The sequence below is a fragment of the Clostridium sp. CCUG 7971 genome, from assembly GCF_017590215.1.
Taxonomy (GTDB): Bacteria; Bacillota; Clostridia; order Peptostreptococcales; family Peptostreptococcaceae; genus Faecalimicrobium.
Genome location: NZ_JAFFPK010000081.1, coordinates 1 through 25,545 on the forward strand (window position 1 = coordinate 1; position 25,545 = coordinate 25,545).

The 25,545-nt window shown below is 27.3% G+C and carries 25 protein-coding genes; 4 read left to right on the top strand and 21 right to left on the bottom strand.

Annotated elements, in window-relative coordinates:
• On the top strand, nt 1-120 hold a 120-nt coding region (locus JWF52_RS10990; protein ID WP_208333640.1), incomplete at its 5' end, for an IS3 family transposase.
• Nucleotides 121-182: 62 nt separating this feature from the next.
• Here the strand turns inward: JWF52_RS10990 and JWF52_RS10995 are convergent.
• Both JWF52_RS10995 and JWF52_RS11000 read right to left on the bottom strand, forming a co-directional pair.
• A complete protein-coding gene (locus tag JWF52_RS10995) occupies nt 183-341 on the bottom strand; it encodes a hypothetical protein (RefSeq protein WP_208333608.1) in 159 nt (52 codons plus the stop codon).
• A gap of 52 nt (nt 342-393) precedes the next feature.
• Nucleotides 394-852, bottom strand: coding sequence for a VanZ family protein (locus tag JWF52_RS11000; protein ID WP_208333609.1), 459 nt, complete (start codon nt 850-852; stop codon nt 394-396).
• 180 nt (nt 853-1,032) lie between these two features.
• On the opposite strand from JWF52_RS11000, the gene JWF52_RS11005 reads away from it, so the two are divergent.
• Nucleotides 1,033-1,377: a cupin domain-containing protein gene (locus JWF52_RS11005; protein ID WP_208333610.1), complete on the top strand. Its 345-nt coding sequence runs from the start codon at nt 1,033-1,035 to the stop codon at nt 1,375-1,377.
• 113 nt (nt 1,378-1,490) lie between these two features.
• Here JWF52_RS11005 and JWF52_RS11010 read toward each other — a convergent pair whose 3' ends face one another.
• The 5 genes from JWF52_RS11010 to JWF52_RS11030 all read right to left on the bottom strand — a co-directional run bounded on the left by JWF52_RS11010 (nt 1,491) and on the right by JWF52_RS11030 (nt 4,934).
• Entirely contained in the window at nt 1,491-1,679 is a 189-nt protein-coding gene (locus JWF52_RS11010) for a hypothetical protein (protein WP_208333611.1), read from the bottom strand.
• Nucleotides 1,680-1,777: 98 nt separating this feature from the next.
• Nucleotides 1,778-2,338: a hypothetical protein gene (locus tag JWF52_RS11015; protein ID WP_208333612.1), complete on the bottom strand. Its 561-nt coding sequence runs from the start codon at nt 2,336-2,338 to the stop codon at nt 1,778-1,780.
• A gap of 73 nt (nt 2,339-2,411) precedes the next feature.
• Nucleotides 2,412-2,948 carry a hypothetical protein gene (locus tag JWF52_RS11020; protein ID WP_208333613.1) on the bottom strand — a complete coding sequence of 179 codons (537 nt, stop codon included), beginning with the start codon at nt 2,946-2,948 and terminating at the stop codon, nt 2,412-2,414.
• 92 nt (nt 2,949-3,040) lie between these two features.
• The gene (locus JWF52_RS11025; RefSeq protein ID WP_208333614.1) at nt 3,041-3,949 is read right to left on the bottom strand and encodes a DNA-processing protein DprA; all 909 of its coding nucleotides are present in this window, start codon (nt 3,947-3,949) and stop codon (nt 3,041-3,043) included.
• Between the two features lie 112 nt (nt 3,950-4,061).
• A complete protein-coding gene (locus tag JWF52_RS11030) occupies nt 4,062-4,934 on the bottom strand; it encodes an N-acetylmuramoyl-L-alanine amidase family protein (RefSeq protein WP_208333615.1) in 873 nt (290 codons plus the stop codon).
• 248 nt (nt 4,935-5,182) lie between these two features.
• On the opposite strand from JWF52_RS11030, the gene JWF52_RS11035 reads away from it, so the two are divergent.
• Nucleotides 5,183-8,356: a DEAD/DEAH box helicase gene (locus tag JWF52_RS11035; protein WP_208333616.1), complete on the top strand. Its 3,174-nt coding sequence runs from the start codon at nt 5,183-5,185 to the stop codon at nt 8,354-8,356.
• 76 nt (nt 8,357-8,432) lie between these two features.
• Here JWF52_RS11035 and JWF52_RS11040 read toward each other — a convergent pair whose 3' ends face one another.
• Entirely contained in the window at nt 8,433-9,830 is a 1,398-nt protein-coding gene (locus JWF52_RS11040; RefSeq protein ID WP_208333617.1) for an MATE family efflux transporter, read from the bottom strand.
• 271 nt (nt 9,831-10,101) lie between these two features.
• On the opposite strand from JWF52_RS11040, the gene JWF52_RS11045 reads away from it, so the two are divergent.
• Nucleotides 10,102-10,824: a hypothetical protein gene (locus JWF52_RS11045; protein WP_208333618.1), complete on the top strand. Its 723-nt coding sequence runs from the start codon at nt 10,102-10,104 to the stop codon at nt 10,822-10,824.
• Nucleotides 10,825-10,861: 37 nt separating this feature from the next.
• Here the strand turns inward: JWF52_RS11045 and JWF52_RS11050 are convergent, their stop codons facing one another.
• The 13 genes from JWF52_RS11050 to JWF52_RS11105 all read right to left on the bottom strand — a co-directional run bounded on the left by JWF52_RS11050 (nt 10,862) and on the right by JWF52_RS11105 (nt 25,382).
• Nucleotides 10,862-12,061 carry a hypothetical protein gene (locus tag JWF52_RS11050; RefSeq protein WP_208333619.1) on the bottom strand — a complete coding sequence of 400 codons (1,200 nt, stop codon included), beginning with the start codon at nt 12,059-12,061 and terminating at the stop codon, nt 10,862-10,864.
• Between the two features lie 261 nt (nt 12,062-12,322).
• Nucleotides 12,323-13,417, bottom strand: coding sequence for an ornithine racemase Orr (gene orr, locus JWF52_RS11055; RefSeq protein ID WP_208333620.1), 1,095 nt, complete (start codon nt 13,415-13,417; stop codon nt 12,323-12,325).
• On the bottom strand, nt 13,402-14,793 hold the full coding sequence (locus JWF52_RS11060; RefSeq protein WP_208333621.1) for a GlmL-related ornithine degradation protein: 1,392 nt from the start codon (nt 14,791-14,793) through the stop codon (nt 13,402-13,404). Before JWF52_RS11060 ends, orr begins: the two co-directional genes overlap by 16 nt.
• Before the next feature lie 3 nt (nt 14,794-14,796).
• Nucleotides 14,797-17,025: a D-ornithine 4,5-aminomutase subunit OraE gene (gene oraE, locus JWF52_RS11065; protein ID WP_208333622.1), complete on the bottom strand. Its 2,229-nt coding sequence runs from the start codon at nt 17,023-17,025 to the stop codon at nt 14,797-14,799.
• Nucleotides 17,019-17,393, bottom strand: a complete 375-nt coding sequence (locus JWF52_RS11070; protein ID WP_208333623.1) for an ornithine aminomutase subunit alpha — start codon at nt 17,391-17,393, stop codon at nt 17,019-17,021. Before JWF52_RS11070 ends, oraE begins: the two co-directional genes overlap by 7 nt.
• Before the next feature lie 11 nt (nt 17,394-17,404).
• On the bottom strand, nt 17,405-18,823 hold the full coding sequence (gene ortB, locus JWF52_RS11075) for a 2-amino-4-oxopentanoate thiolase subunit OrtB (protein WP_208333624.1): 1,419 nt from the start codon (nt 18,821-18,823) through the stop codon (nt 17,405-17,407).
• On the bottom strand, nt 18,807-19,124 hold the full coding sequence (ortA, locus tag JWF52_RS11080) for a 2-amino-4-oxopentanoate thiolase subunit OrtA (protein WP_208333625.1): 318 nt from the start codon (nt 19,122-19,124) through the stop codon (nt 18,807-18,809). The genes ortB and ortA overlap by 17 nt, the downstream gene beginning before the upstream one ends.
• Nucleotides 19,125-19,179: 55 nt before the next feature.
• Entirely contained in the window at nt 19,180-20,244 is a 1,065-nt protein-coding gene (gene ord, locus JWF52_RS11085) for a 2,4-diaminopentanoate dehydrogenase (protein ID WP_208333626.1), read from the bottom strand.
• A 261-nt stretch (nt 20,245-20,505) separates the two neighbouring features.
• The gene (locus tag JWF52_RS11090) at nt 20,506-21,402 is read right to left on the bottom strand and encodes a hypothetical protein (RefSeq protein ID WP_208333627.1); all 897 of its coding nucleotides are present in this window, start codon (nt 21,400-21,402) and stop codon (nt 20,506-20,508) included.
• Nucleotides 21,403-21,431: 29 nt separating this feature from the next.
• Nucleotides 21,432-21,758, bottom strand: a complete 327-nt coding sequence (locus JWF52_RS19340) for a helix-turn-helix domain-containing protein (protein WP_502711254.1) — start codon at nt 21,756-21,758, stop codon at nt 21,432-21,434.
• Complete coding sequence (locus JWF52_RS11095) at nt 21,692-22,825, bottom strand: sigma-54 interaction domain-containing protein (protein WP_286184117.1); 1,134 nt, start codon at nt 22,823-22,825, stop codon at nt 21,692-21,694. Before JWF52_RS11095 ends, JWF52_RS19340 begins: the two co-directional genes overlap by 67 nt.
• Nucleotides 22,826-23,037: 212 nt before the next feature.
• Entirely contained in the window at nt 23,038-23,895 is an 858-nt protein-coding gene (locus JWF52_RS11100; RefSeq protein ID WP_208333628.1) for a RelA/SpoT domain-containing protein, read from the bottom strand.
• Between the two features lie 29 nt (nt 23,896-23,924).
• Nucleotides 23,925-25,382: a DEAD/DEAH box helicase gene (locus JWF52_RS11105; RefSeq protein ID WP_208333629.1), complete on the bottom strand. Its 1,458-nt coding sequence runs from the start codon at nt 25,380-25,382 to the stop codon at nt 23,925-23,927.
• Nucleotides 25,383-25,545 lie beyond the last annotated feature (163 nt).

Below are 25,545 nucleotides of genomic sequence, written 5' to 3' on the forward strand. Positions count from 1 at the left end.
AATCTAGAGGAAGTTAAAAGAGAGATAGCTGAATATATGGAGTACTATAATAATTATAGATATCAGTGGAATTTAAAGAAGATGACTCCTGTACAATACAGAAGTAATCTTGATTCATAGTGGTGTATTTTTATTATTGTCCTTTACAAAGGGTACATTTTATTTTATTCTAGGCTATTTTTTTAAACCTCAACACATAATTTCATATTATTTTCATAGCTATAAACAAAACGATTTAAAATACTTACCATATAGTCTATTGTACCTTTAATATAAACTATTGATGAAGTTGTAATTATAATTGATATTACTGAAACAAAAAAATTATAGATTTCTAACATTATAATATTCCTCCAACTATTTAAAACTTTATATAGTTTATGACATTATACTTTATTTATTTTTTCTTATAATTAACTTATATATTAATGTAATTAAACTTAGTCCTATAACCGCTCCCAAAGAATCAATTAAAACATCTTGAATCATTCCTGCTCTACCTGGAATAAATAACTGATGTATTTCATCAGTTATTGAATATAAAAATGTTATTAAAAAACCATAAATAAAAGATTTTCTTATATGTGACTTATGAGCATATACCATTATAAAACTTAATACAGCTAACATTGCATAAGATACCATATGTGCAGATTTTCTTATTATAAAAGATGCGCCTTTTGATTTATATAATATATGTAAAATATTTCCTAATACACTATCTTCTGATATTTTATCTAAAGCATGTATAACTTTGTTTGATTGAATTGTAGATACTGTTGCAGGTTGGTTTGAAAAATAAAATATAACCCCCATCCAAAGTATAACTAATACTATTGATATCTTTTTCATAGTGAACTCCATTTCTAAATTCATACTAATTTTTATTTCATGTTTTTGCTATATTATAGCATAAATCTATTTTTATAAAAAATTTTTAATTGATAATTTTTTCTTAGAATTAAATTTAATCTCTTAGGCAAAATAAAAAGGTAATTAATATTACAATAAATTTAAAAGGAGATTTATATAATGGAATCTAATCATAAACATTTACTAGATGGATCTTTAGCTCAATATAATGATGCTGCAGTTCCAAAAATACCTGTATTTGCAGGAGAAGACATGACATCTGAAGTTTATTACTTCAAACCAGGTCAAGTACTTAAAATGCACAAACATCCAAATGGAGAACAAATATTTTTCTTCTTAAAAGGCCATGGTAAAATGACTGTTGGAGATAAATCTCATGATGTATGCGTAGGATGTACTTTATTTATAAAACGTGATGAATGGCATGAAATAACAAACAGCAACGATGAAGAAATGGTAGCTGTTCAAGTTACTAAAGTTGATGCTGGTGCAGAGTATAAATAAGAATGATGTAAATTTATATAATTTAAAAAGGTATTACCATAATTTATGGTAATACCTTTTATAAAATAATACATATTTTAAAAATGGCAAGTATTCAAAATAGTATTTACTAATTATGCTTTTTTAAGAGCTTCAATTAATTCATTTTCTGAATCAGCAGTTATTAATTCTTCACCTGAATATGCTGTAAGCTCTGATCCACATTCATATATACATCCGTCTTCTATTTCAACTTCTCCACCTAAACGCGCTTTTAACTCATCTATACTTATTCCTGAGCACATTGAACATATTTTTATCATATTAAATTCCTCCTGTGTTTTTAATTGTATAAGCTATCATTATATATATACACCAGAATTTAATATTAAAACATTTTTTATAATTTTTTTGCAAATTATTATTTAACTCTATCATAAACTATAGGATCTACAAATCCAAAAGTAATTTTTCCATTCTTTCTAAAGACTTCGCTAACTATTAATCGGTCGCTTTCAGTACTCTCTTTTAATGTAAAAGTAAATCCTGGCGAAAATTCACTTACACTTTCTCCATGAAATACTCCATTTTCTTCTTTATACACCATTGGTGTAAATTTTTCAGATTTAATTAATTCACTATAATCCATAAATAAATTATCATTATTATTTCTAAAATCTTCTTTACTTACTCCCTCTGGTAATTCGTATGAGGTTAATACTACATTGTTATCTTCATTTAATGTAAATAAAAATAAATGAGGTAATATATTCTTTCTATTACCTAAATCATAATAACTCTCTTCTATAACAAAATATCCATTAAAATCTTTTGGTAAGTTACTTATTTTATTGTTACAAATAGCATTTATATGCTTTGCTTTAGGATGTTTTACTTCTCCAACCTTTAATTCTTCTTCAATCTGCCTATTATTATTAAATTCTCCACATAAGTTCTTTAAAAATTGATTTAATATTTCCATTTCATCCTCCTATGTATTTGATAATTATATAGATACAGATATTATTATGTTAAATAATATTTGCATATAAACTTTATTTGCTAAATCTTTCTATAAGTGCTTTTATAACTTCCTCTAAGTCTCCACTATCTTCAACTTCTTGAATTCTTGGAGTTCCTATTCCTCCTCCATGTTCAAAGTTTGTAACAGAAATAATTATTTCATCATCTGCAAAATCAAATAATAATCCTACTAAATGGTCTAAGTCTAGATTAAGTTCACCTATATCTTTTATACTGTTAGAATCTTCATATAAATCTTGTGCATAGTGTTTCATACTATATTTTGTTCCATCTATAAATTCTATTTTTTCACAACTTTCATAAGTTTTCCCTATAGTAAAATGAAGTGAATATTCTTCATCTAATAATAAGCTTATATAATCATTAGCTTCTTCTAAATCTTCATAATCCTCATCAAAAGTTATTACATCCATATAGTCTTTATCTATTAAACAAACTCTTGATATAGAGCTTGGAAATTCTAAAAGTAATTCTTCAGAGTTATCTTTATAGTAATTTATAAAATTAATTAATTTAAATTCTTCCGGTTTTATTCTTATAGGTTCCATATTATACTTCCTTTCGTTTATGCAATTTTTATCTTCTACAAAATATTACATAATTCTCATAAATGCAAAGTATAATATATCATAAAATAAATTTAATTAATAGGTTTTCTTATTATATAATTATTTTTATATTCTTTTATTTTTTTATTAATCTCACTTATGTCGTAGTCATTTCCAATTACAACCCCTTTATTCTCATCTATTATTTTTCTATTTAAAGAAGATTTCATATCTAAACAAGCTAAAATTCTATTTTGTTCTAATGTAAAATTTACAGTATGCATAGTACCCGAATTTACATCACTTTGTGCTACTATTGTTGCTAAACTTAATCCACTTTGTATTCTATCTCTTTCTACAAAGCTATTTTTAAAAGACTTATATCCAACAGGATATTCGCTTATTAAACACCCTTTATTATTTAAAATTTTCTCTGCTAAGTTATAATTTTCTTTGGGATATACATTATCTAGACCGCAAGGCATAACTGCAATAGTACTTCCACCCACATCTAGACATCCTTTATGCGCCATTTCATCACATCCTAAAGCCAATCCACTAACTATACTATAATTTTCCTTTGATAATATACCTCCTAGTCTATATGATGATTTTAATCCTTTTTCATCTGCACTTCTACTTCCAATGACAGCTACACAATCTTTATTTATAATACTTTCATAATTTCCTTTATAAAATAATATCACTGGTGCATTAGGTATATATCTTAAATGACTCGGATAATTATTACTTAATATGTCTACAAATTTAATACTTTTTATTTTTGATTCTCTAATTATACATTGTGATTTTTCCCTTGCTATTTTTACCTCTTCTAATTTTGGTACTACAATCCGATTATTATCTATCTTCATATTTACAAACATATCTACTATATCTGCTTCATTTTTAGGCATATTCTGCATTTTTTCTATGAAATTAGTAGTAGTCTTTTTTCCTACTTTATTTATCGATAGTAAAGTTAATACTAAGTTATTCATTTGGCATCTACTCCTTATAACATAAGTTTTCCCAAATATTGTTTAATATATATACATAATAAAAAAGCAGTGTAAAATTATTTTACTCTGCTTTTATTTGAATTATTTAATTCTACTTACCTAAATAATTTAATACTGCATTTAAAGTTCCCCATCTATCATTTCCTTGTAATTCAACATCTCCCTCTATATCATTTGCGGCAGCACCAACTACAAAGACTTTTTTACCTAAACCTTCTTTATATTCATTCATTGGTACAATAATATAGTCTTTTAATCCCCAACCTAAAATATTAGCTATATTTTTATCTACATCTCCCTTATAAACTATACAATTTTCATACACATCATAACCCGGAGTTTGTGATTGTGATGGTGGATTTCCTCCTACCTCTTTATATGGTATTTCAAAATATTTACAAATACCTTTTACTGTTGCTTTTGCTAATTCATCTCTGTTATTTTTTAATATTTTTAAATCATCTCTATTAGTATAAAAAGCATATTCTTCAAGCACTGATGGCATTAAAGCTTTGTAAATTACAGTAAAGTCAGCAACTTTTACTCCTCTGTCTTTCGCTTCACTATCTATTGATCTCATTGCCTTATACACTTCATCTTGTATATCTCTTGCTGCATCTTTAGATTTTTGGCTTGCGTTAGAAGCATAATATGTTTCAGTTCCTCTTGCTGCATTAAATTTTGAATCATAAGCATTTGAATGAATACTAAAAAATAATGCATCTGGCTTTCCTTTTGATATCCAGTAATCATTTGCACGTTGAGCTCTTCTAGTAAGACCTATTTCATTTTTCTTATCTGGATTTGGATTAGTTAAATATACCTCTATTCCCTGTTTTTCTGCTATAGCTTTAATCTTATATTGCATATCATTGTTAAATTCCCATTCTTTCATAGATTTATCAGGTGCTTCTTTTCCTGATACATATTCAGTATGTCCGCTATCAAGTATTAATAGTTTCATATTTCCATCTCCCTATTTTTCGTATTAATATATAACTTATCTTGTTTATTTACTGTACTTATAATTATAAATTTTAGACTGTACACTAATATTATAGTATTAGTATTAGCCTATTAATTGTTCCTGTAATTTGGCAATTTTTATTACTTATAAAAATATTTATATAATATAGATAAAATATTTTTGTGTAATTGCACTTAATATCGACTATAATATTTTATATATAAAATGAGAGTAAGGTGAAATAATTGGACTATAATAAGTTACTAGATTTAATAAAAGTAAATACAGATATCCCTAGATGGAATAGGGGTGTAAGGTACTATAATAAAAAATTAGTTGATCATGTCAGTTTTAATATAAATGAAAATATAATAACTCTTGAAGGAGTTTTAGAGTCTGAATTTAACAATGAAGTTTATACAAATACACTATCAATAGATCCTATAAATTTAAAAATAATCGGCGGAAGATGTACCTGTGAAGATTTTAGATCAAGAAACACAGGTACTAAATTATTTATATGCAAACATTTAGCTGCAACTTCTATCTCAGCTATTTTAATGGCTAAAAAAGATCTTGTTAGAAATATTACTACAAAGTTCGAAGATGAAAAACCTCCTAAAATATATCCTTCTACACCTGATAAAAAGCTTTTGGAGTTTTTTAATGACACTTATAAAAAACAAGTCAATCTAGAAGTTAATTTGACTATAAATGAAGGTAATGTACATGCTGATTTTAAAATAGGAACTGATAAAATGTATGTATTAAAAAGTTTAAAGGATTTTTCAAACTCTAGAATATCTACTTCTACACTAGACTACGGTAAAAACTTTACTTACGATCCTATTAATCATTATTTTTCAAATATAGATGAGGCAATAGTCGATATTATAGAAGAATATGGTTGTAACTATCATCCACATATAAATTCGACTATTAATCCTAAAATATTAGATTTAGGTGAAAGTGGATTAAAAAGATTTCTTAAGTCCTTAAAAAATAAAGATTTCACTTTTAATTATAAAGAAGAAATTTATAAACCTAAAATAAATGAAAATTTAATTCCTATTAATTTTGATTTTAAGAAACTAAATAATAAAATAGCTCTTTCTTCCCAAAATGATATGCCTATCCCCCTAACCAGTAAAGGTGATGTTATTTTGTATGAAGAAGATATTTATTTATTAAATAATGAGGATGCTCTAAATTATAAAAAAATCTATGAAATACTAAATGAAACTAAAACTGTAGTATTTGACAAAGAAGATATGGTTGGTCTTTTAGGTCATCTTGTTCCTAAATTAAAGCAAATCTCTGGAAATGTAGTTTTAGATGAAGAAATAAAAAATAATATAATAAGCGATTTTAAAGTAGAATTCTATTTTGATTTTAAACATTCTGATACTATTTGTGATTTAAAGTTTGTATATAATGATGAAAACGGTCAAAAGTTTATTCTTCCAGATAAAGACAAAGAAAAAGATATCGCTAATATTTTAATATCTTTTGGTTTTGTAAGAGAAAGTGATACTTATGTATTTAAAGAAAGTGATTTACATTTATTTAATTTCTTAGATAAGGAAATTCACAACCTAAAAGATATTGGTGAGGTATATTATTCTGATAAATTTAAATCTAAGAAAGTCTATAACTCCTCATCAATACAAGCAAACATTAGAAGTGGTATTGATGGTTATTTAGATTTTGATTTTAGTATTTCTGACATTGACAAACATGAATATAAAAATATACTACTTGCTTTTAAAGAAAAAAGTAAATTCTATAAATTAAAGGACGGTAGTTTTATTAATTTAGCTCAAAAGGAAACTAAAGATTTCTTTGATTTAATAGATAACTTAGACCTAATTAATGATATTGAAAACACAAGAGTTCATGCTAGTAAAGGTTTATACATAAATGATGTATTGAGTTCTAAAAATTTAGACTTTGTAAAAGGTACTGAACATCTTGAAAATATTTGTGATAGATTTAGAAATATTGATGATATAAATTTTGATATTCCAAAATCCTTAAATGCAACCCTTCGTGATTATCAAATTAGTGGCCTTAATTGGTTTAAAACTCTTGATCATTATGAGTTCGGGGGAATTTTAGCTGATGAAATGGGTCTTGGTAAAACAATACAGACCATAGCATTTTTATTATCTAAAAAAGAAAAAAAAGATAAATCACAAATAAGTTTAATAATCACTCCAACATCACTTATTTATAATTGGAAAAATGAATTTGAAATCTTTGCACCTGATATGAATGTTTCTTTAATTCATGGAAATAAAAAAGAACGTGATAAAGCTTTAGAAAATTTAGAAAATGTAGATGTTATTATAACTACATACGGTACATTAAGAAACGATTTAGACAGCTATTTAAATAAAACATTTGATTATTGTATTATTGATGAAGGACAAAATATAAAAAATCCAGTAGCATTAAGTACTGAAGCTGTTAAAAGCATAAATGCTAAAGTAAGATTTGCCTTAACAGGAACTCCTATTGAAAATAACTTACTCGAGCTTTGGTCAATATTTGATTTTATTATGCCTGGATATTTATATTCTCGAAAAAGATTTTATGAACTATTTATTAATAATGAAGATAATACTTATAATCTAAAAAAACTTATAAAACCATTTATACTTAGAAGAACAAAATCTGAAGTTATGAAAGAGCTACCTGATAAAATAGAGAAAAAATTCTTTGTTGAACTAAATAAAGATCAAAAGAAAATATATGGTGCTTATGTTAAGGATATTCAAGAAAAAATGATTGATAAAGATGTTAAAAAGGATAAGATAGTAATCTTCTCTTACTTAACAAAATTAAGACAACTCTGTCTTGATCCTAGAGTACTTCTTAAAGATTACAGTAGCAAAAGTTCAAAAATAGAAACTACAATTGAGCTTTTAAATGATTATATAGAAAATGGACATAAAATATTATTGTTCTCTCAATTTACATCTGTACTTAGAAATCTTGGAGATGAACTTAGTAACAATAATATAAAATACTCTTATATAGATGGATCTACTCCTGCTAAAGAAAGATTATCTTTGGTAAATGAATTTAATGAAACTGATAAAAATAAAGTATTTTTAATTTCACTAAAAGCTGGTGGAACAGGTCTTAATCTTACAAGTGCTAATGTGGTAATTCACTTTGACCCTTGGTGGAATCCATCCGTTGAAAACCAAGCAAGTGATAGAGCACATAGATATGGCCAAAAAAATGTTGTTGAAGTTATAAAACTTATTGCTAAAGGAACTATTGAAGAAAAAATCGTAAAACTTCAGGAAAGTAAAAATGAACTTATTAATGAATTTATTAATGGAGATTTATCAAACGGTAATTTACTAAAAACTTTATCTGATAAGGATATAATCGATCTATTTAATTAGACTTATATAAATCTAATTATTTATAATATAAAATTGCCCATTCTTATATAAAATATATAAGAATGGGCAATTTCAATTATTCTGGCATTATTAACTCTTCTATAATTAATTTACATTGTTCTTCTTCATCAACACTTCTTATCCACTTTTTACTTAATAGCCTTCCTACACACCAAAGCCCTTTTATAATCTCATCAATTTTTAAGCATATTAATACTATTCCTGCTGGCAATTTAAATACTAATCCAGCTATTGCTCCAAGTGGTATTGATACAGTCCATAAAAATAATATATCAGCTATCATTAAAAACTTTGTATCTCCTCCTGCACGAAGTACTCCTTTTGTAAGAAGTGATGATATTGACATAAACACTACTAAAAATGAAGTAGAATTCATAAGTTGTATTGCCATTTGTTTGGTATTATTGCTTATATTATAAAAATCTATAATTACATTTTTAAGTATAAATATAAAGAATGCAGAGCTAAGCCCTAATATTATAGACATCGCTAAAAATGTTACAGCTCTTTCTTGAGCTAGCTTGTGCTGACCTTGACCAATTGTATTTCCTGTTATAACTCCACTTGCATTAGATACACCCATTAAAAATACATTCGTAAATTGTAAAACAACACTTGATATACTGTTCGCTGCAACCATGTCAGAACCAATTCTACCCATTATTACAGAAACCATATTAAGCCCTATTGCAAGTATTAAGTCACTTACTAAAACTGGACCACCTACTCTTATATAGTTTTTAAGTAATTCTTTATCTAATTGCAATAAATACTTAAATTTAAAGTTAAGCTTTTTATCTATTTTAAATAAGTATATCATTATAACACTAAATTCTATTATTCTTGCTGTTAATGTTGCTATTGCAGCACCTTGGATTCCAAGTTCAGGTGCACCTAGATTACCAAATATTAAAACCCAGTTTAAAAATACATTTACAAAAAATGAAGATATGGATGCAAATAATGCAACTTTTACACTTCCAACTGTTCTAAATAATATATTCACAGTAGTTGATATTCCCTGGAATATAAATGAAAGTGACACTATTTTTAAATACATCATACCTTGATTTGAAACTGCTGTCTCTTTAGTATAAATAGACATTATAGTTTCTGGAAAAGCTTGTGCTAAAAATAAAAATAGCAGTGCAAATAACACACTAGCCTTTATAAGTATTGATAATACTTTATTTATAGATTTTGTATCTTTTTTTCCCCAGAACTGTCCAGATAAAACTCCTGCTCCTCCGCCTAATCCAAAGTTTATTATTAAAAATATAAAACAGAATTGGTTTGCAAGTGATGCAGCAGATAGTGTTATTTCACCAAATGATCCAAGCATCATTGTATCCGTCATACTTACCCCAACATTTATAAGACCTTGTAGAGCTATTGGTATGCTTATAGCTGCTACATTTTTATAAAATTCTTTGTCTTTTACAAAAATATTCAATTTTAATCCTCCCGTAGTAATCAGTTCTTATTTGAGTATAATTTTCACTAATAAGTACCTTATCATAATTACCCCATTTTTTCAATCTCACTCACCCATATAAAAAAATTATATAGCTCTTAAATCGATATTAAATTAGATGTATTTTTAAGCATTTCATATTAATTATTTTATTTTTAAATATTACTACTGCAATACCACAAAAATATTTTTTATAGCTATAATTATTATATAGATAAAAAATTACTAAATAAGTTTAGGGGGATACCTAATGAGATTTGAATGTTTTTATTATCCGATATTAATTGATGATGAAGTTGTAAAAAGTAATGAAGATTTAATATCATTTGAATTTGGAGATGCTGTGCCTTGTAAAACGCTTTATTATAATTATGGGCAAAATTTTGCAATCTATAAAAATGAAGAATTTTTTATAGTTGAAAATGGAGTTTTAAAAAAATCAATAACTTCTAAGGATCTAAAATATCCATTGAAGATGGTATTTAACAAAGGAACTCAGCTTACAGTATTCTCTCAAAAGGATCTATCATCAATTAGATTATTATTAAAAGGTGAAAATGAAAGAGAAAAGCAATTAGGGGAGCTATTCTTTTTATCAATTGCATTAAACAGAAAGATAAAAAATATTCAATACAAAGTTATGTCTGATTTAACTAATAGTTCTAGCGATTTTAACTATATAAATGAAGAAATTGATTTAAGAACTAAAAAACTATTAGATGATTTAAGAACTGTAGAAAGCAAGTTTAATAACTTAATTATAAACTATCCTGATATAAAAAATTCTTATTTAGACTATATGAATTTTAGTAACAAAGAAGATATACTTCAATTATCTATAAATAAATATTTTAAAGAAAATACTGAAGAATATAAAGAATATATGCTTAAAAGTTCTGTTTGGAAATCTAAGCCTATTTATCCAAAATTCAAATTAGATCACTTAGCTAATTCTTGTAACTATAATGTCTAAAATAAAAAGCTACTTAATTTTAAGTAGCTTTTTTATATTAATATAGAAATGATTTTATATCATTATATAAGTCAGATGGAACAATATACCATACACTAATACCATCTAAATCTCGCCTTGCAAAGCTTTCATTTTCACATAATCCAATTACATTACCTTCATTATCTTTTATAAATAAATCAGGTTCAAGACTTACATTTATATCTTTAACTTCAACCCAATTGCTATCTTTCATATTTTTTATTATAGCTCCTACATCGTAAGAGTCTGTAATAACTTTGCTTATATCTTTTTTTATATCTTTTATTATAATCTCTTTACCTTCATACATAGCTATATCATTATGTTCTTCTTCACTATAATTATAGTATACTAAATATTGATCTACGCTTATACTATCAGAAGAACCTTCACTTACTTTTTTCATAGGTACATATACTATAGGGCTATATTTGTATATATTATTTTTTGAAATAAGTTCTTTTGTAGAATAGTCATCATAATTTATTTCATATATTTTTTTGTCCTCTAAAGTATCTGTATAAATATGGTTGCTATATTTAATAGTATAACTATCAGCTTCTTCATATTTTTCAAATTTTGTATTTTCTATTATATCCATAAATTGATCAGTATTTAGATTAACTCTATCATCATCAAACATATCCATTTCATTTTCATTTCTTATTTTGTCAGCATATACATCATATTTTCCACCTTCAGGATAAAAAGTTATATGATATTGTTTATCATTACCCAATACACTATAATATAGATTTTCTATACTACCATCTTTTTTATATCCTAAATTAAAATCTTTCATCTCAGAATAATCTATATTTAAGCTATCTTTTATAGTATTCCAATCTTTTTTTATATAATCAATACTATTATTATTAGTTATTATAGAATGATTTCTATTCTCTATTTTTTCATAAATTACCCCACTAAGCACTCCTGCATAAAGCATTATAACTCCAAATATAGCTACTCTCTTTTTAGTTATCTTATTCAATCTAGGCCTATTTCTCATTATAAAATAATAAAAACAAAATCCTGCTGGCAATATAATAGAGACACTTTGTGTATTAAAATTTAAACTAAATGACCCTAGCAAATAAAAACCTATTACCTTCCATCCTAAGTTATCTTCATTTTCTTCTCTTTTAGTATAAATATATATAAGACCTACTACTGAAAATATCCAATGCCCCAAAATTGATAAAATATAATTCATTATTCCTCCTTATTTCATACCCTCTATGCACTCTTATTTATGCAAATTATATTGTATAGCCATATTTAATATTTAGAAATTTATTAAAAATCTCCAAAACTATCGTTACCACCATCAAAACATCCACAATCATTATTTCCATATTATAAACGCCTTTAATTATTTTATATATATTAATATACCACATTATAACTTATATTTTATATTGTAATATTTTGTATATAAAAAGGTTACCAAAAAATCTTTTGGTAACCTTTTTGCTTAATGCGCTAATTCTACTTTTTTATACTCATCATATACTATCTTTTTATGCACATACTTACTAGTTGATGCACTTACTAATCCCCCATACTCAACATTAAAATCAACTAGATCACCAATATCATACTTTTTACTGCATCCGCTCACATTAAGTATCATATGGTCTGAACTAGCCCCCAAAATTTCTATATCTTTATCTATTGGATTAATAGATGTTATGTCTATGTCCTGTCTTCCAATAGCTACAATCGCCCTTTTTAGTATACCTTTATCTTCATACTCTGGCTTATTTCCAAAGGCATCTACACCAATCTCACCTACTGGCAAAGATGGTTTATCTTTTTTTTCAACTATTTCACAAATCAATTTAAATACATCTTGATTTGTTCCCTCTAATATCTTTCCGTATGCAGTCTCACGCCCAAGAGCTATAGCTTCTCCTGGTCTTAAGTTTGTTATACCATAAGGTATTTCAAATGACTGTGCTAAATAGATTGAACTTGAATTTCCACCAGATACAAAATCTAGTACTATATTGTGCTTATTCTCTATCTTTTTAGCCAAACTTGCTAATCTTCCAAGATTGTCTTTAGATGGTATTATTGCGCCGTAACATGTCAAATTAGTAGCTAGACCATATAGTTTTATATTTTCTAATTTCAAAATATCTTCTACTGAACTTAATAATTCTTCTTCTTTAAAATATCCTTCTCTCAAATCTCCTAAGTCAACCATTATAACAACTTTATGAATTATATTTTGCTTTTTTGCCTCTTCATTTAATTTATATATAGTTTTAATTTCTGAATTAAAACTAATATCTGAGTATTTTATAACATCACTAATTTCACTAATCATTGGTATTCTAAGTAATATTTTAGGCAAATTTATATGTGATAAATATCTTAAATTTTCAATCCTTGAATCTGCTATATAATCAACATTTTCTTTAGTTATTTCTTCTACAACCTCTGGTATAGCACAATATGATTTAGTAACCATAGCCATATCTATATTATGACTTTTGCAAATATTTGATACAAAAGCTACATTTTGTTTCAACTTATCTATATTAATCTCTAACCTTGGATACATAATTTATCCTCCTCTAAATCCAAGCTTTTTAGCATAAGCTTTAAAGATGATACCTCATATTTTTTAGATAGTACTCCAAGAGATGCCATAATATAATCGTTATCTACTAATATTTTTGCTTTTGCCTTTGGGAATAATAAATCTTTATTTCTATTATACTCACTAATAGATTTCATAATTTCAGATCTTTCAGGTAACCTTGTAAGTGCACCGCCTGTGCCAACAATATATTTAACTTCACTTAAATCCTTACCTTCAGCTATTTTACTTTTGCCACTTGTTCCATATATATTTCTAATAATCCCTGCATGTCTTTTAGTAGCTCTAAGTACTGCTTCTTTTGTAAGTCTTTCAACAAATTTTATCTGATCTTGTGTCTTTGGTATAGGTAAGTAATTATTCATTATTTTATTTACATCTAGATCTTTTAGTTCTTTCTCTAGCTCTTCTTTACCAATTAAATTAACAATATTTCTCATATTTACATAAACACCTAAATCACCTTCAACACTTCTCTTTGCAACAGGCTCTGGGTTTACTAATATTCTATTTACACCTTCACTACCTTCTGTAACAGAATGTATATCAGTGGTAGCTCCTCCAACATCTATAACCATCAAATCTCCTAAATAGTTTTTTAAAAGTTTTGCAGATTCCATAACCGCGCCTGGTGTTGGCGTTATATGTTCATTAACCATTTCTTTTACATGTTGCATTCCAGGTGCATTAGTTATATGTTCTTCAAATACCTTCTGAATAACATCTCTAGTCGGCTCTATGTTTAGTAAATCTATTTTAGGATAAACATTGTCAACTACATACAATTTATAGTTTGTATCTTCAAATATTAATTTTATCTCTTCTACATTTTCAATATTTCCTGCATAAATTACAGGGACACCTAAATTCAAACCTGCAATAAGTTCTGAATTATATATAGCGGTATCACGCTCACCATAGTCCACTCCTCCCGCTATTAATATAATGTTAGGCTTAATTTCCTTAATCTCTTTTATATCTGTTCTTCTTAGTTTTCCTGCACTTACCTTATGTATAACAGCACCAGCCCCTAAAGCAGCTTCTTTGGCAGCTTTAGCTGTCATATCATAGACTAACCCATGAACAGTCATCTTAAGTCCACCTGCAGCACTAGATGTCGCAAACATATCATCATATTCTATACTTTCTACACCTAAGTTTTTAGATAAACTAGAAATTGCACCTTCTAAACCATTTCTAACATCCCCACCTTCAAATACAGTTGTTGGAGATTGACCTTGACCAAGAAATTTAGGATTATCAGAGTTTATACCTGAGAAGGCATTTACAACTGTTGTTGTAGATCCTATCTCAGCAACTAATACATCTATTTTCATATCTTAATTGTTTTCACTTTCAGCTAATTTCTTTTGAAGATTTTCTCTTCTTTTTTCAACTAAAAATGTCGCTACATTTACTCCTCTATCATTTCTTCCAAATCCAGCATCCATTCCTTGTTCAACCGCAATCTCAGGTGTTACTTGTGTTCCTCCACAAGCTATTATGACTTTATCTCTTATACCTTTTTCTATACAATATTCATGCATTTTTTTCATATTTTTATAATGTATATCATCATGGCTTATTATTGTTGATGCTAGTATTGCATCAGCATTTAATTCTATTGCTGCATTTACTAGTTTTTCAACTGGAACTGAAGTTCCAAGGTAATGACATTCTATACCATATTTTTCTATACCACCATGCTTAATATCTATTATTTCTCTAAGCCCAACAGAGTGTTCATCTTCACCTACTGTTGCACAAACTATCTTCATAGGCATCGCTTCTATATCTGCTCTTATTTCATCATCAGTCATTACCTTTTGTTCTTTTGGTATTACTAAATCATTTATATCTATGCTAAATCCAACTTTTCCTTTTAACTCAACTCTAGTTCCTTCAGCACTATGCATTACTTCTCTACTTATAACTTCAACCTCTTCTAAATTCATATTCTTAGCAAATTCTATTGCTGCAAATTCAGCTGTTCTTTTATCTGTTGGTAGCATCATAGTAATCATTACTGTACCATCTGCACACCATTCCATTTCTGGTTTTATTTTAGTAGAATTTCTAAATTCTTCAGTTTCTTTAAGTCTTACATTTACATTATCAACATCATCTAGTTCATCTATATATATTATTTTATCCGGATCTTCAAATGTACACCCATCTATTAAATTAGAAGGATTTAATACACAAGTTTCATCATATTGAGCTACGTTGTTGTATCCAAAGTGAGCAGTTACTGGTGCTAAGTAATCTTCATCTCTTTCATAGACTGTTCCTGCTCCTACTCCTTCTCTTATTTTTCTAGATATTCCATCACCATTTCGCTCTGGATAATTTCCTGAATCAACAAAAAATCCTTTTTCAACAGCTTCAAAATATCCACCAACTTCTAGAATTTCTTCCATGTATAAAATAGCTCTTTCTTTTAACTCTCTAGACTTATCTCTTAATGCACCAGTTTCTTTAAGTTCTATCATATCCATTAATCCGTCCATACCAACTAAAGCTTGCTTAGCAGTATCACAGGCTTCTATATTGTACATATGCCAAGGTACATTTCTTCCTTCATCAGGAGTTATGGTTGACTGTATATCTGCTCTTGTTAAAACTGATGTTAATAAATTAAGTACATGAGTTACAGTAGCTTCTCTAGTTGAAGAGTCCATATATTTAGTATTCATTTGAGCTCTCATTTTATATTCACTAAATAACTCTCTAAGCGCTACTGCATAAGGAAGATCTAATGTTAAACATGGAGCAGGTGGAGCTGTTGGAGGAACTGTTGATAAGCATATATTATCTTTTTTTATACCAACTTTATATGAAAATATTGAATTTAGTGCATGTTGTACCATAAGTTCCGGCATAACCTTCCAAGCTTCTCTTGCAGTTGCATTAGCATTATGAGCTCCATCTATTTGAGCCATATTTGAAAATGCCATTATATTTTTCGCTTCACAAGCGTCAACAAATGATCTTATCATATTTATATTTCTATAAAGTACATTATATTGTGGGTCTTGATGAGCCCCATTTATACCTTCTTCTGCAAACATTACGGCAACTTCAGGTCCTGCAACTCCACTTACATAAGAATGGTAATTTATAGGTCTTCCAACTTCTTCTTCTATAAAATCAAGAGCTTTTCTTTGTGCTCTAACTTGTTTTCTAGTTATTGGAACTCCACCTATACCTTGAGGTGTACCTTCTATAAGTCCATCAAAATGAGATTGACCAGCAGTTCTTATAACCATTATGTGATCCGCTCCATGATGAGCTGCCATTCTCATTCTTCTTATATCATCTTCAAATCTACCTGAAGCTATTTCTGTGGTTATTACACATTTTGGCTGAGGGTCTATATTATTAAAGTATTTAGCTGATGGAAGAGCTACACTATCGACTAGGGGCGTTGAGCAATCTTGATATTTAAAAGGTCCCATTTCTAAGTCTTTTTCATTTTCTCTCCAAGTCCAACCTTTTCTATTTGGTCTATAATTTTCTAAATCATTTAATATATACTCTATATCTAACTTTTTATTTTCTTTTAACATGGTGCTTCCTCCTTACCAAATAGATTATCTATTTCATCTAAGAATTCTCCATTTGCTAATTTAACTCCAGCATCTCTTACACTTATATTTTTAACCTTTGCTAATTTATAGACAGCATGACCCGCACCTTTACTTATAAGTCCTTTTTCTAGTACTATATTAACTATTTCTTTAGCTTCAAGTGACGAAAATCCCATTCTTAAAAGTACTGATCTTTCTATTGATGGAGATGTATTTTTTCTGCCTAATTCTAGCATCGGATCAACTATTTCTTCTGCTAATTTCCAAAATCTTGCATGTAGCTCTTCATCACTTAAATTAGATAAATGAGTTCTTCTATCTTTATAATCATCTAATCTCTTTTTCATATATATCCCCCCTAAATTTTACATAGTATTTCTTTAGAAATTTCTTTTACGAACTCTTCACTAGACTTACTATCTTTGGCTAGAAATTCTATATCTTCTTTACTTAAATATTTTACATTATTATTTTCTATTGCATTTTTTATATAAGATTTTCTTATTTTATCTATATTTACTTCATTGATTTTTATTAAATTTGGATGAGATGGTAATATTAAATTCTTACCACATATTTCTTCCTGTGGATTTCCAAATTTTATTTCTATTCCATTTTCACGAGCAAATGTAAGCTGTGGATTTATATGTTTTCCTGCTCCCGTATATTCTGTTTCTTGAACTACTATAACTTGATCTTCATCTAGTTCTTGAGCTAAACAAAACGCAGCAGTTAAAGATGTATTACCAGCTGGACCTCTCTCTAAACCTTCAAGCTGTGCCAAAAGTTCGGTCATATAAAATACTTCTCCTTGATTTACTGTTACATATCTATGCATATATCTAAGTGGTCTCGCAGCAGATCTTGGTACATCTGATCTATCTGGCCAAGTAGAAAATGGAATTCCAAATCCAGTATGACCTGTCGTAAAAGATTTTTTGTTAAATTGACTATCACTAGCCATATGAAGACCTTTTAGATTAACACTAGCTCCGACTACTTTAGTATCCATTGCACCTGCTTTTATAAGACCTCTTGCAGTTCCTGTCAAATTACCTCCACCTGCATTAGTGCAAACTACTACATCTGGATCTTTGCCTATTCTTTCTCTAAATTGCATAGCTATTTCATACCCTAGAGTTTCTACTCCTGCTATTCCAAATGGAGAATAAAGTGACTCGTTAAAGTACCCTGTTTCTTCTAACATTAGTAAAAATGTATAAAATAACTCTGGTCCTACTGTTAACTGAACAACTTCCGCTCCATAAGCTTCACATTTTCTGGCCTTTTCTATTATTTCTGGTTGTCCAATACCTGTACTATCATAACATTCTTGAACAATTATACATTTAAGTCCTTGCATAGCTGCTTGAGATGCTACTGCAGCTCCATAATTTCCACTAGTTGCTGCTATTACACCTTTATATCCCATTTTTTTAGCATGATATACAGCAGTCGCTGCCCTTCTTGCCTTAAAACTTCCTGACGCGTTAGATGCTTCATCTTTTATAAATATTCTTGCTCCCTTTCCTTTTGGTGCTACTTTTCTAGCTAAAGAACTTATATTTTTTAGCTCTATTATAGGAGTATTCCCCACTGCGTGATTTGATTGAATTTTTTCTATTTCATCTAAAGAGTAACCCGTTTCTCTCATCATCTTTTCATAATCAAAAGATATTCCCTCATTTTCAAATAAAGCATAATCTATTCCTATTGCATTTTTCATAATTTCATTTTTTCTATTCATAACCGCTTTGTAGCTATTGTCTTTCATCATTTAAGTCACCTCCAAATAATATTTCTCTTGCACAAATTCCTATTTGAAGTAACTCTGGCATACACTTTCCATAATCATGAGTATAATAAGGATTGACTTGTAATAAATTTCCTTCAACTAATCTTCCTGTAATAGTTTCTACTTTTACCAAATCACCTATGTTTGCATCATTATCTATAAATCCTTTAACCCACATTTCAAGAGGATGAGATTTTGTATCCTCTGGTACTTGTGGTGCTCTTTGGCAAGGATTTAAAACTATATTGTGGATTATAACCCAGTCTCCACGTTTAGCATCCATACTAGCACTCTCCTTTATATTAACTCGTACTAACTAGCACGAATATTATTAAGTTTTAAGCTTCTGCTGATTCTTTTAGCTCCACTAACTTTCGTACATCTCCCATCATCGCTCTTGGAACTGGAATATCTAACATTGTTTTTAATCCTGGTTTTGCGTTTATTACATGAGGTATAGAGTTTACACACATAGCAATAGTACCTATTCCACCTGGTATCTCTGGAGTTATTTGTAAATCTATATTTGGTATACCTTTTATACTTACATAATCTCCTGTTGACTGACCTTCTAAGTGAGGTAATATTTGTTGTGGATGTTCCATTTCTATTTTCATCTGCCCATCAACATATCCATATCCGCACTGTTTACATCCTGCAACATTTCCAGATTCTACTTCTGCATATTCTGACTTTCTATATATACTACTCATTATTGGTTCTCTAGTTTGTTCTACTTTTTCTAAATTCCATCCTATACCTTCAGTTATCATATTTATAGATTCAGGAAATCCTACATGCCCTGCTATTGATCCATTTTTAACACCATTATCAAATACCTCTTTAGTTACACCAACACCTTGCTCTATCATTACAGCCTTTCCAAATGGAGATAAATCATTAACTCTAGCTGCCTTTATGTAATCTACCTCTTCACAAGTTCCTGTAAGCGCAAGAATTAATAAATCAAGTACAAATCCTGGATTTATTCCTGTCCCAAGAACTGAAACTCCATTTTCTTTGGCTATTTTATCTAATTGTTCTGCTAATTCTGGCTCTTGAGCTTTAGGAAATGCCATTTCTTCAGCAGTAGATATAACATTTATTTTCTTTTCTAATACTAACTTTATTTTATCAAATGCACCTTTTGTAAATGAGTCTGTAGCTATTAATACAACATCTGCACATTCTTCAATAAATACTTCATCTGGATTTGAATTTATTATAACTTCTGGTCTTTCTCCTCTTTCTATATCTAATACTTTATATATACTTTTGCCTAATCTTTTTTCATTCCTATCACATACAGCAACTATTTCTATTCCTGTTTTCTTTAAAAGCATTTTTGCCATTCCACTTCCCATTGCTCCAAATCCCCAAATTCCAACTCTAATATTTCTCATTGAAAACTCCCCCTTATTTAAAAATAATAAAAATACCTACTATTTAATAAAGCAAACATCATGCCATAAGTTATATTTTTTATTATTAATTTTTTAAAAGTTAATAGTTTGCAGGTATTAACTTTTAATTAAATATTTAACGATTAATTAGTTGTAAATTTTTTATATAAAATTTATAATATAAATAAAAACAAATAAAAAAGAGCATTAAATTTTGCATTAACTGCAAATTTTTTTGCTCTTTATAGTCCTTTAAATTAATTATTTATAATCTAATAACAGATACATCTGTTGTTCTAAGTTGTACGGAGTTATATCAAATTCTTCATATGATATTCCCTCACCTAATTTTGAAATTTTATAAATTATAAGATTTTCTTTATTATCATCGTTGTATATAAATCTTATTATCTTTAAGTCTTTACTTTCATAACCTATCCGATATAGTTTATTATTTTCTTCATCAATTTCTATTTGTAGACTTTCATCAGTATCTTTGATTGTATAAAGATACTTTATTTCACTATCTTGTTCAAATATTAATGGTGTTAATTTTTTTATTTCATCTATTGTCATACCCTTTTTAACATTAAAGTAAATACTTTGAATTGATGTTAATTCTTTAAAATACTTTTCATATTTATCCTTATTATATACCTTATACACTGTATTTTTAGGATATAAACTGTCTTTAAAGAATCCAGCAAAAAATCCAGCGAAAATTATAATTATTAATATAGCATTAGTCACTTCATTATTACTAATTTTATTTAAATACTTATTAATTATATTCTCATACTTAATACTAAGTAAAATAAATATAAAAATTAAAATTGATGCCCATACATTATAATGATCGAAAATATAATCAAATAATAAATTGAATATTATCACTACAAAAAAGCCTTGTATATTATTATAAGTCTTTTTATCCTCTTTATTTTCTTCATTTTTACTAGTTCTTAACCAAAAAATGAATTCTAGAAAAATTGTAGCAATAAAATAATAAAGCAAAATTGAATCTACTTTTATGCTACCTATATACCATATACTTAAGTTGTATATCAAAAATCCTCTTACTACAATTCCAATAAATAATAATATAATTTCTAGTATATTTAAAATCTTTCTATATTTTTTATATTTAATATTGTCCATATATCCCCCATAAGTTATGAACTTTTAAGCTACTTTCTCTTTATATTATACTTTTTCATTTTATATTGTAAATTCTGTCTACAAAGGCCTAGTATAGCAGCAGCTTTAGTAATATTATCATTACTTTTATCTAGAGCTTCATTAATATATCTTTCCTCTATGTCAGCTACAATCCAATCTAATGGTCTAGCTTCTACATCTATAATGTACATATTTTCTGCTACATTAGTTTTATACTCATTTATATTTATAATATCTTTACTTAAAAGTTCTTCTTCCTCCATCATGCTCATACTTGAATATATTGTATTTTCAAGTTCACGTACATTACCTTGCCAATAGTGATTTCTAAGAATTTTTTTCCTCTATCTGTTATCCCCTTAACGCTTTTATCTAGTTTATGATTATATTTTTCTATAAACTTATTAGCCAATAATATTATATCTTCTCCTCTTTCTCTTAATGGAGGTATTTGTATATATATAACATTTAACCTATAGTATAAATCTTTTCTAAGTTTACCTTCATTTAGTATATCCTGTGGATTTTCATTAGTAGTGGCAATAACTCTAACATCAACAGGTATATCTTTTGTACCTCCTACCCTTCTTACATATCCTTCTTGTAAAACTCTAAGTAGCTTTGCCTGAAGTTGAAGTGGCATTGAATTTATTTCATCTAATAAAAGAGTTCCTTTATTTGCCTGTTCAAATAAACCTGGTCTATCTACTGCTCCAGTAAATCCTCCTTTTACTGTTCCAAATAATATCCCTTCTAATAAACTCCCTGGAAGTGCTGCACAATTTTGTGCTATAAATGGATATTTTGCTCTTTTACTATCATAGTGAATAGATTGGCTTATAAGCTCTTTTCCTGTTCCAGTTTCTCCATATATTAAAACTGTGGCATCACTTTTAGATGCTTTTTTAGATATATTAAGAGATTTTTTTATACAATCACTTTCTCCAATAAAATCATCAAATTTATAAAATATTTTTTTATCCTTTTCTATATTATTAACCTTAGTTTCTTCAAGCTTCAAAATCTGTTTTGATAGAGTCTGAATTTGTGTCATGTCTTTAGATATTTCAAGTGCTCCTACTAGCTCTTCTTCTACTATTATAGGAATAGTTGTATTTATAGTTGTAATTTCTTTTCCATCTTTGTTTAGATATATTTGCACATTATTTTTTATAGATATTTTACTCTTTAGAACTTTTAGTAATGTGCTATTTTTTATCTCCATAGTTCTTGCTATATCAGTAAACGGCTTTTTAAGTACTTCTTCTTTATCCATTTGCTCTAATTTTGCCATAGAATTATTATAGATAATAGTTTTGTAATTTTTATCAATAAAGTGTACCCCTTCATCTATACTCTCTATTATTTTTTCAATAACTTCACAGTATATCTCCTCTTTCATTTACTTTCCCCCCAAAATACTATTTATCTATTTATGTGCACATAACTTTCTTAATTCTAATATTTATCTACTCTGTTTATATATTACATAAGAAGCCTTTATCCTTTTAATTTTTATAAAATTTGTTATATTTTAAAATAAACTATAACTTCTTATAAATACAAAATACTTATATCTAGTTTTATTAGATATAAGTATTTTTATATTTCTTACTATTTAATTATATGTTCTATCTGATTTATTAATCTATACTTTTCTTTATCTGATATAGACTTAATTTCAGATATTTCTACTTTTAATTTTAAGATTTCTTTATCTTTTTCATCTAATCTTTTTCTACATTCATATTCTATATCTTTAAAGCTTTTACTTAACATGTTTATAAGAGACGCCATTTCATCAGAGCTTCCAGCTATTCTATTAAGTAACATCAAATTTTGTTCAAGTATCTCAGGTATTTCTTTTAGTGAATATCTTAGCTGATGATCTATTTCTCCATACCCTTCTTCAAATATTGTTCTAACTTGTATTTCTGCGATAACTTTGCTAGTAGTCGGGTAAGACTCTACTAAATAGTGAACTGATCTATATCCTGATAACCTAGAACATACATGTATTCCTAATTCTTCAAACTTTTTAGTATTATCTCCCTCTCTTATATTTGCAACTATTTCATTTACATTCCACATTCGACTTATAAAATCATGTATTTCTTCCCAATCCTCTTTAAATATATGAATTACTCTTATACCTAATAAATCTGTAATTTCCTCTTTATAGTTATCTAAATTAAATTTAAAGTCGTTACCATATTTATTTTTTCTATCTTGAGTTTTTCTTATAATCTTTTCGATTAGATGATCACCATCTTTTACTCTTGTTTTAACAGAGTGTACTTTATTGTGTCCTCTTAAAATATTAGCAATTAATTCAGCTTGTGTTTCATAGCTTTTCCTATACTTGTTATAATCATCATATATTTGTTCTAATGTATCCCAATCTATATCATTTTTAACTAAAAAGTTTTCGCTTATGTTGTATCTTTTTAAAAAGTCCTTTTTATTAAGCATTTCATACCTCCAGCTGACTTTTAATTTTATTAATTCCCTTGATTATCTCTTTTTATTTTTACCATTTTTTTCTTTATACTTATTTCTTTATATTTCTTTAATATACCTTCTCCTTTATGATTTAATATATCAACATAAGAACATAAATCTTCTATTTTTATAACCCCTATATCATCACCTTTTATACCATCTAAATTGCTTATAGCTCCTACTATATCTATAACTCTTATTTTTTTCTTTTTTCCTGCATTTAAATATAGAGTAGTTACTTCACTATGAATTTTCATATCTAATCTTTTTATTTTCTTATTCTTTAATAATTGCATTTTATATTCTTCAAATTTTATTTTACCTTTTTTAACATCTTTTTCTTCTATATATTCTTTTTCTTCTATATCATATCCAATATAATCTATTATTTCATTTATATATTTTTCATCTTTATTTGATACAAGAGTTATAGCCTTTCCAAACTTATCTTTTCTTCCTGTTCTACCTATTCTATGAACATAGTTCTCCTTATCTTTTGGAACATCATAGTTTATTACCAAGGAAATATCATCAATGTGAATACCTCTTGATGCTACATCGCTACTTACTAATATATTAAACTTTTCCTCTTTAAAATCTTTTATAACATATATTCTCTTATCTTGAGACATGTCTCCATGAAGTTCTCTTACTAAAAATTTATCTTTTTTCATCTGGCTATATAACTTCATAACTCTTTCTCTTGTATTTAAAAATATCATTAGTGATTTTGGATTTTCTAAATATATAAGCTTTTTTAAAATTTCATATTTTTCCTGTTCTTCAATTTTTATAATTTCTTCATGTATTTGTTTTTTATTAATTATTTTTATATCTTCTATATCTAGCATAGATGAATTTTTCATATATTTATCACACACATATTTTATATCCTTATCTATAGTTGCAGAAAAAAGACCAATAGCTTTTTTGTTTGGTGAATTTTTAAATATAGTATCTATTTGATCTATAAATCCTTTATTTAACATTTTGTCCGCTTCATCTATTATTAAATATTTTAAATTATCTAAGTTTATAGTTCCTCTTTCAATGTGATCTATTATTCTTCCAGGAGTTGCTACTACAATATGAACTCTTTGTTTTAAACTTGCAATTTGCTCTTTTATAGGTTGCTTTCCAAATATAGCACTACATCTAATCTTTTTAAGTCTACCAATGTTAGATATCTCTTCACTAACTTGTAGTGCTAACTCTCTAGTTGGAACTACTACAAGGGCCTGTACATTAGTATTATCTATCTTTATATTCTCACATATTGGTATGGCAAAACTTGCAGTTTTACCACTTCCTGTTTTCGACTTTACCACTACATCTTCACAATTTAACAATCTTGGAATTACGTCTTCTTGAACCTTAGATGGTCTTTTATAACCTAAGTTATTTAATGCTTTTAATATTTCTTTATTTAATTTAAAATCTATAAATTTATGGTTCATCTTTTGCTCCTTTTAATTTTTATCAGCTATTCATTATATCATAAACTAAAAAATATATAGCTATCACATTTATATTATTTCTTAGTATTTACTTATAAGAAGAAAAGGCATGAAATAATAATAAAATTATTATTTCATGCCTTTATTATATGGTATTATAATT

What these genes read in the sequence shown, in the direction of transcription:
- JWF52_RS10995 (WP_208333608.1), bottom strand. Translation starts at nt 341, where the DNA reads ATGTTAGAAATCTATAATTTTTTTGTTTCAGTAATATCAATTATAATT.
- JWF52_RS11000 (WP_208333609.1), bottom strand. Translation starts at nt 852, where the DNA reads ATGAAAAAGATATCAATAGTATTAGTTATACTTTGGATGGGGGTTATA.
- JWF52_RS11005 (WP_208333610.1), top strand. Translation starts at nt 1,033, where the DNA reads ATGGAATCTAATCATAAACATTTACTAGATGGATCTTTAGCTCAATAT.
- JWF52_RS11010 (WP_208333611.1), bottom strand. Translation starts at nt 1,679, where the DNA reads ATGATAAAAATATGTTCAATGTGCTCAGGAATAAGTATAGATGAGTTA.
- JWF52_RS11015 (WP_208333612.1), bottom strand. Translation starts at nt 2,338, where the DNA reads ATGGAAATATTAAATCAATTTTTAAAGAACTTATGTGGAGAATTTAAT.
- JWF52_RS11020 (WP_208333613.1), bottom strand. Translation starts at nt 2,948, where the DNA reads ATGGAACCTATAAGAATAAAACCGGAAGAATTTAAATTAATTAATTTT.
- JWF52_RS11025 (WP_208333614.1), bottom strand. Translation starts at nt 3,949, where the DNA reads ATGAATAACTTAGTATTAACTTTACTATCGATAAATAAAGTAGGAAAA.
- JWF52_RS11030 (WP_208333615.1), bottom strand. Translation starts at nt 4,934, where the DNA reads ATGAAACTATTAATACTTGATAGCGGACATACTGAATATGTATCAGGA.
- JWF52_RS11045 (WP_208333618.1), top strand. Translation starts at nt 10,102, where the DNA reads ATGAGATTTGAATGTTTTTATTATCCGATATTAATTGATGATGAAGTT.
- JWF52_RS11050 (WP_208333619.1), bottom strand. Translation starts at nt 12,061, where the DNA reads ATGAATTATATTTTATCAATTTTGGGGCATTGGATATTTTCAGTAGTA.
- orr (WP_208333620.1), bottom strand. Translation starts at nt 13,417, where the DNA reads ATGTATCCAAGGTTAGAGATTAATATAGATAAGTTGAAACAAAATGTA.
- JWF52_RS11060 (WP_208333621.1), bottom strand. Translation starts at nt 14,793, where the DNA reads ATGAAAATAGATGTATTAGTTGCTGAGATAGGATCTACAACAACAGTT.
- oraE (WP_208333622.1), bottom strand. Translation starts at nt 17,025, where the DNA reads ATGTTAAAAGAAAATAAAAAGTTAGATATAGAGTATATATTAAATGAT.
- JWF52_RS11070 (WP_208333623.1), bottom strand. Translation starts at nt 17,393, where the DNA reads ATGAAAAAGAGATTAGATGATTATAAAGATAGAAGAACTCATTTATCT.
- ortB (WP_208333624.1), bottom strand. Translation starts at nt 18,823, where the DNA reads ATGATGAAAGACAATAGCTACAAAGCGGTTATGAATAGAAAAAATGAA.
- ortA (WP_208333625.1), bottom strand. Translation starts at nt 19,124, where the DNA reads ATGGATGCTAAACGTGGAGACTGGGTTATAATCCACAATATAGTTTTA.
- ord (WP_208333626.1), bottom strand. Translation starts at nt 20,244, where the DNA reads ATGAGAAATATTAGAGTTGGAATTTGGGGATTTGGAGCAATGGGAAGT.
- JWF52_RS11090 (WP_208333627.1), bottom strand. Translation starts at nt 21,402, where the DNA reads ATGGACAATATTAAATATAAAAAATATAGAAAGATTTTAAATATACTA.
- JWF52_RS11095 (WP_286184117.1), bottom strand. Translation starts at nt 22,825, where the DNA reads ATGAAAGAGGAGATATACTGTGAAGTTATTGAAAAAATAATAGAGAGT.
- JWF52_RS11100 (WP_208333628.1), bottom strand. Translation starts at nt 23,895, where the DNA reads ATGCTTAATAAAAAGGACTTTTTAAAAAGATACAACATAAGCGAAAAC.
- JWF52_RS11105 (WP_208333629.1), bottom strand. Translation starts at nt 25,382, where the DNA reads ATGAACCATAAATTTATAGATTTTAAATTAAATAAAGAAATATTAAAA.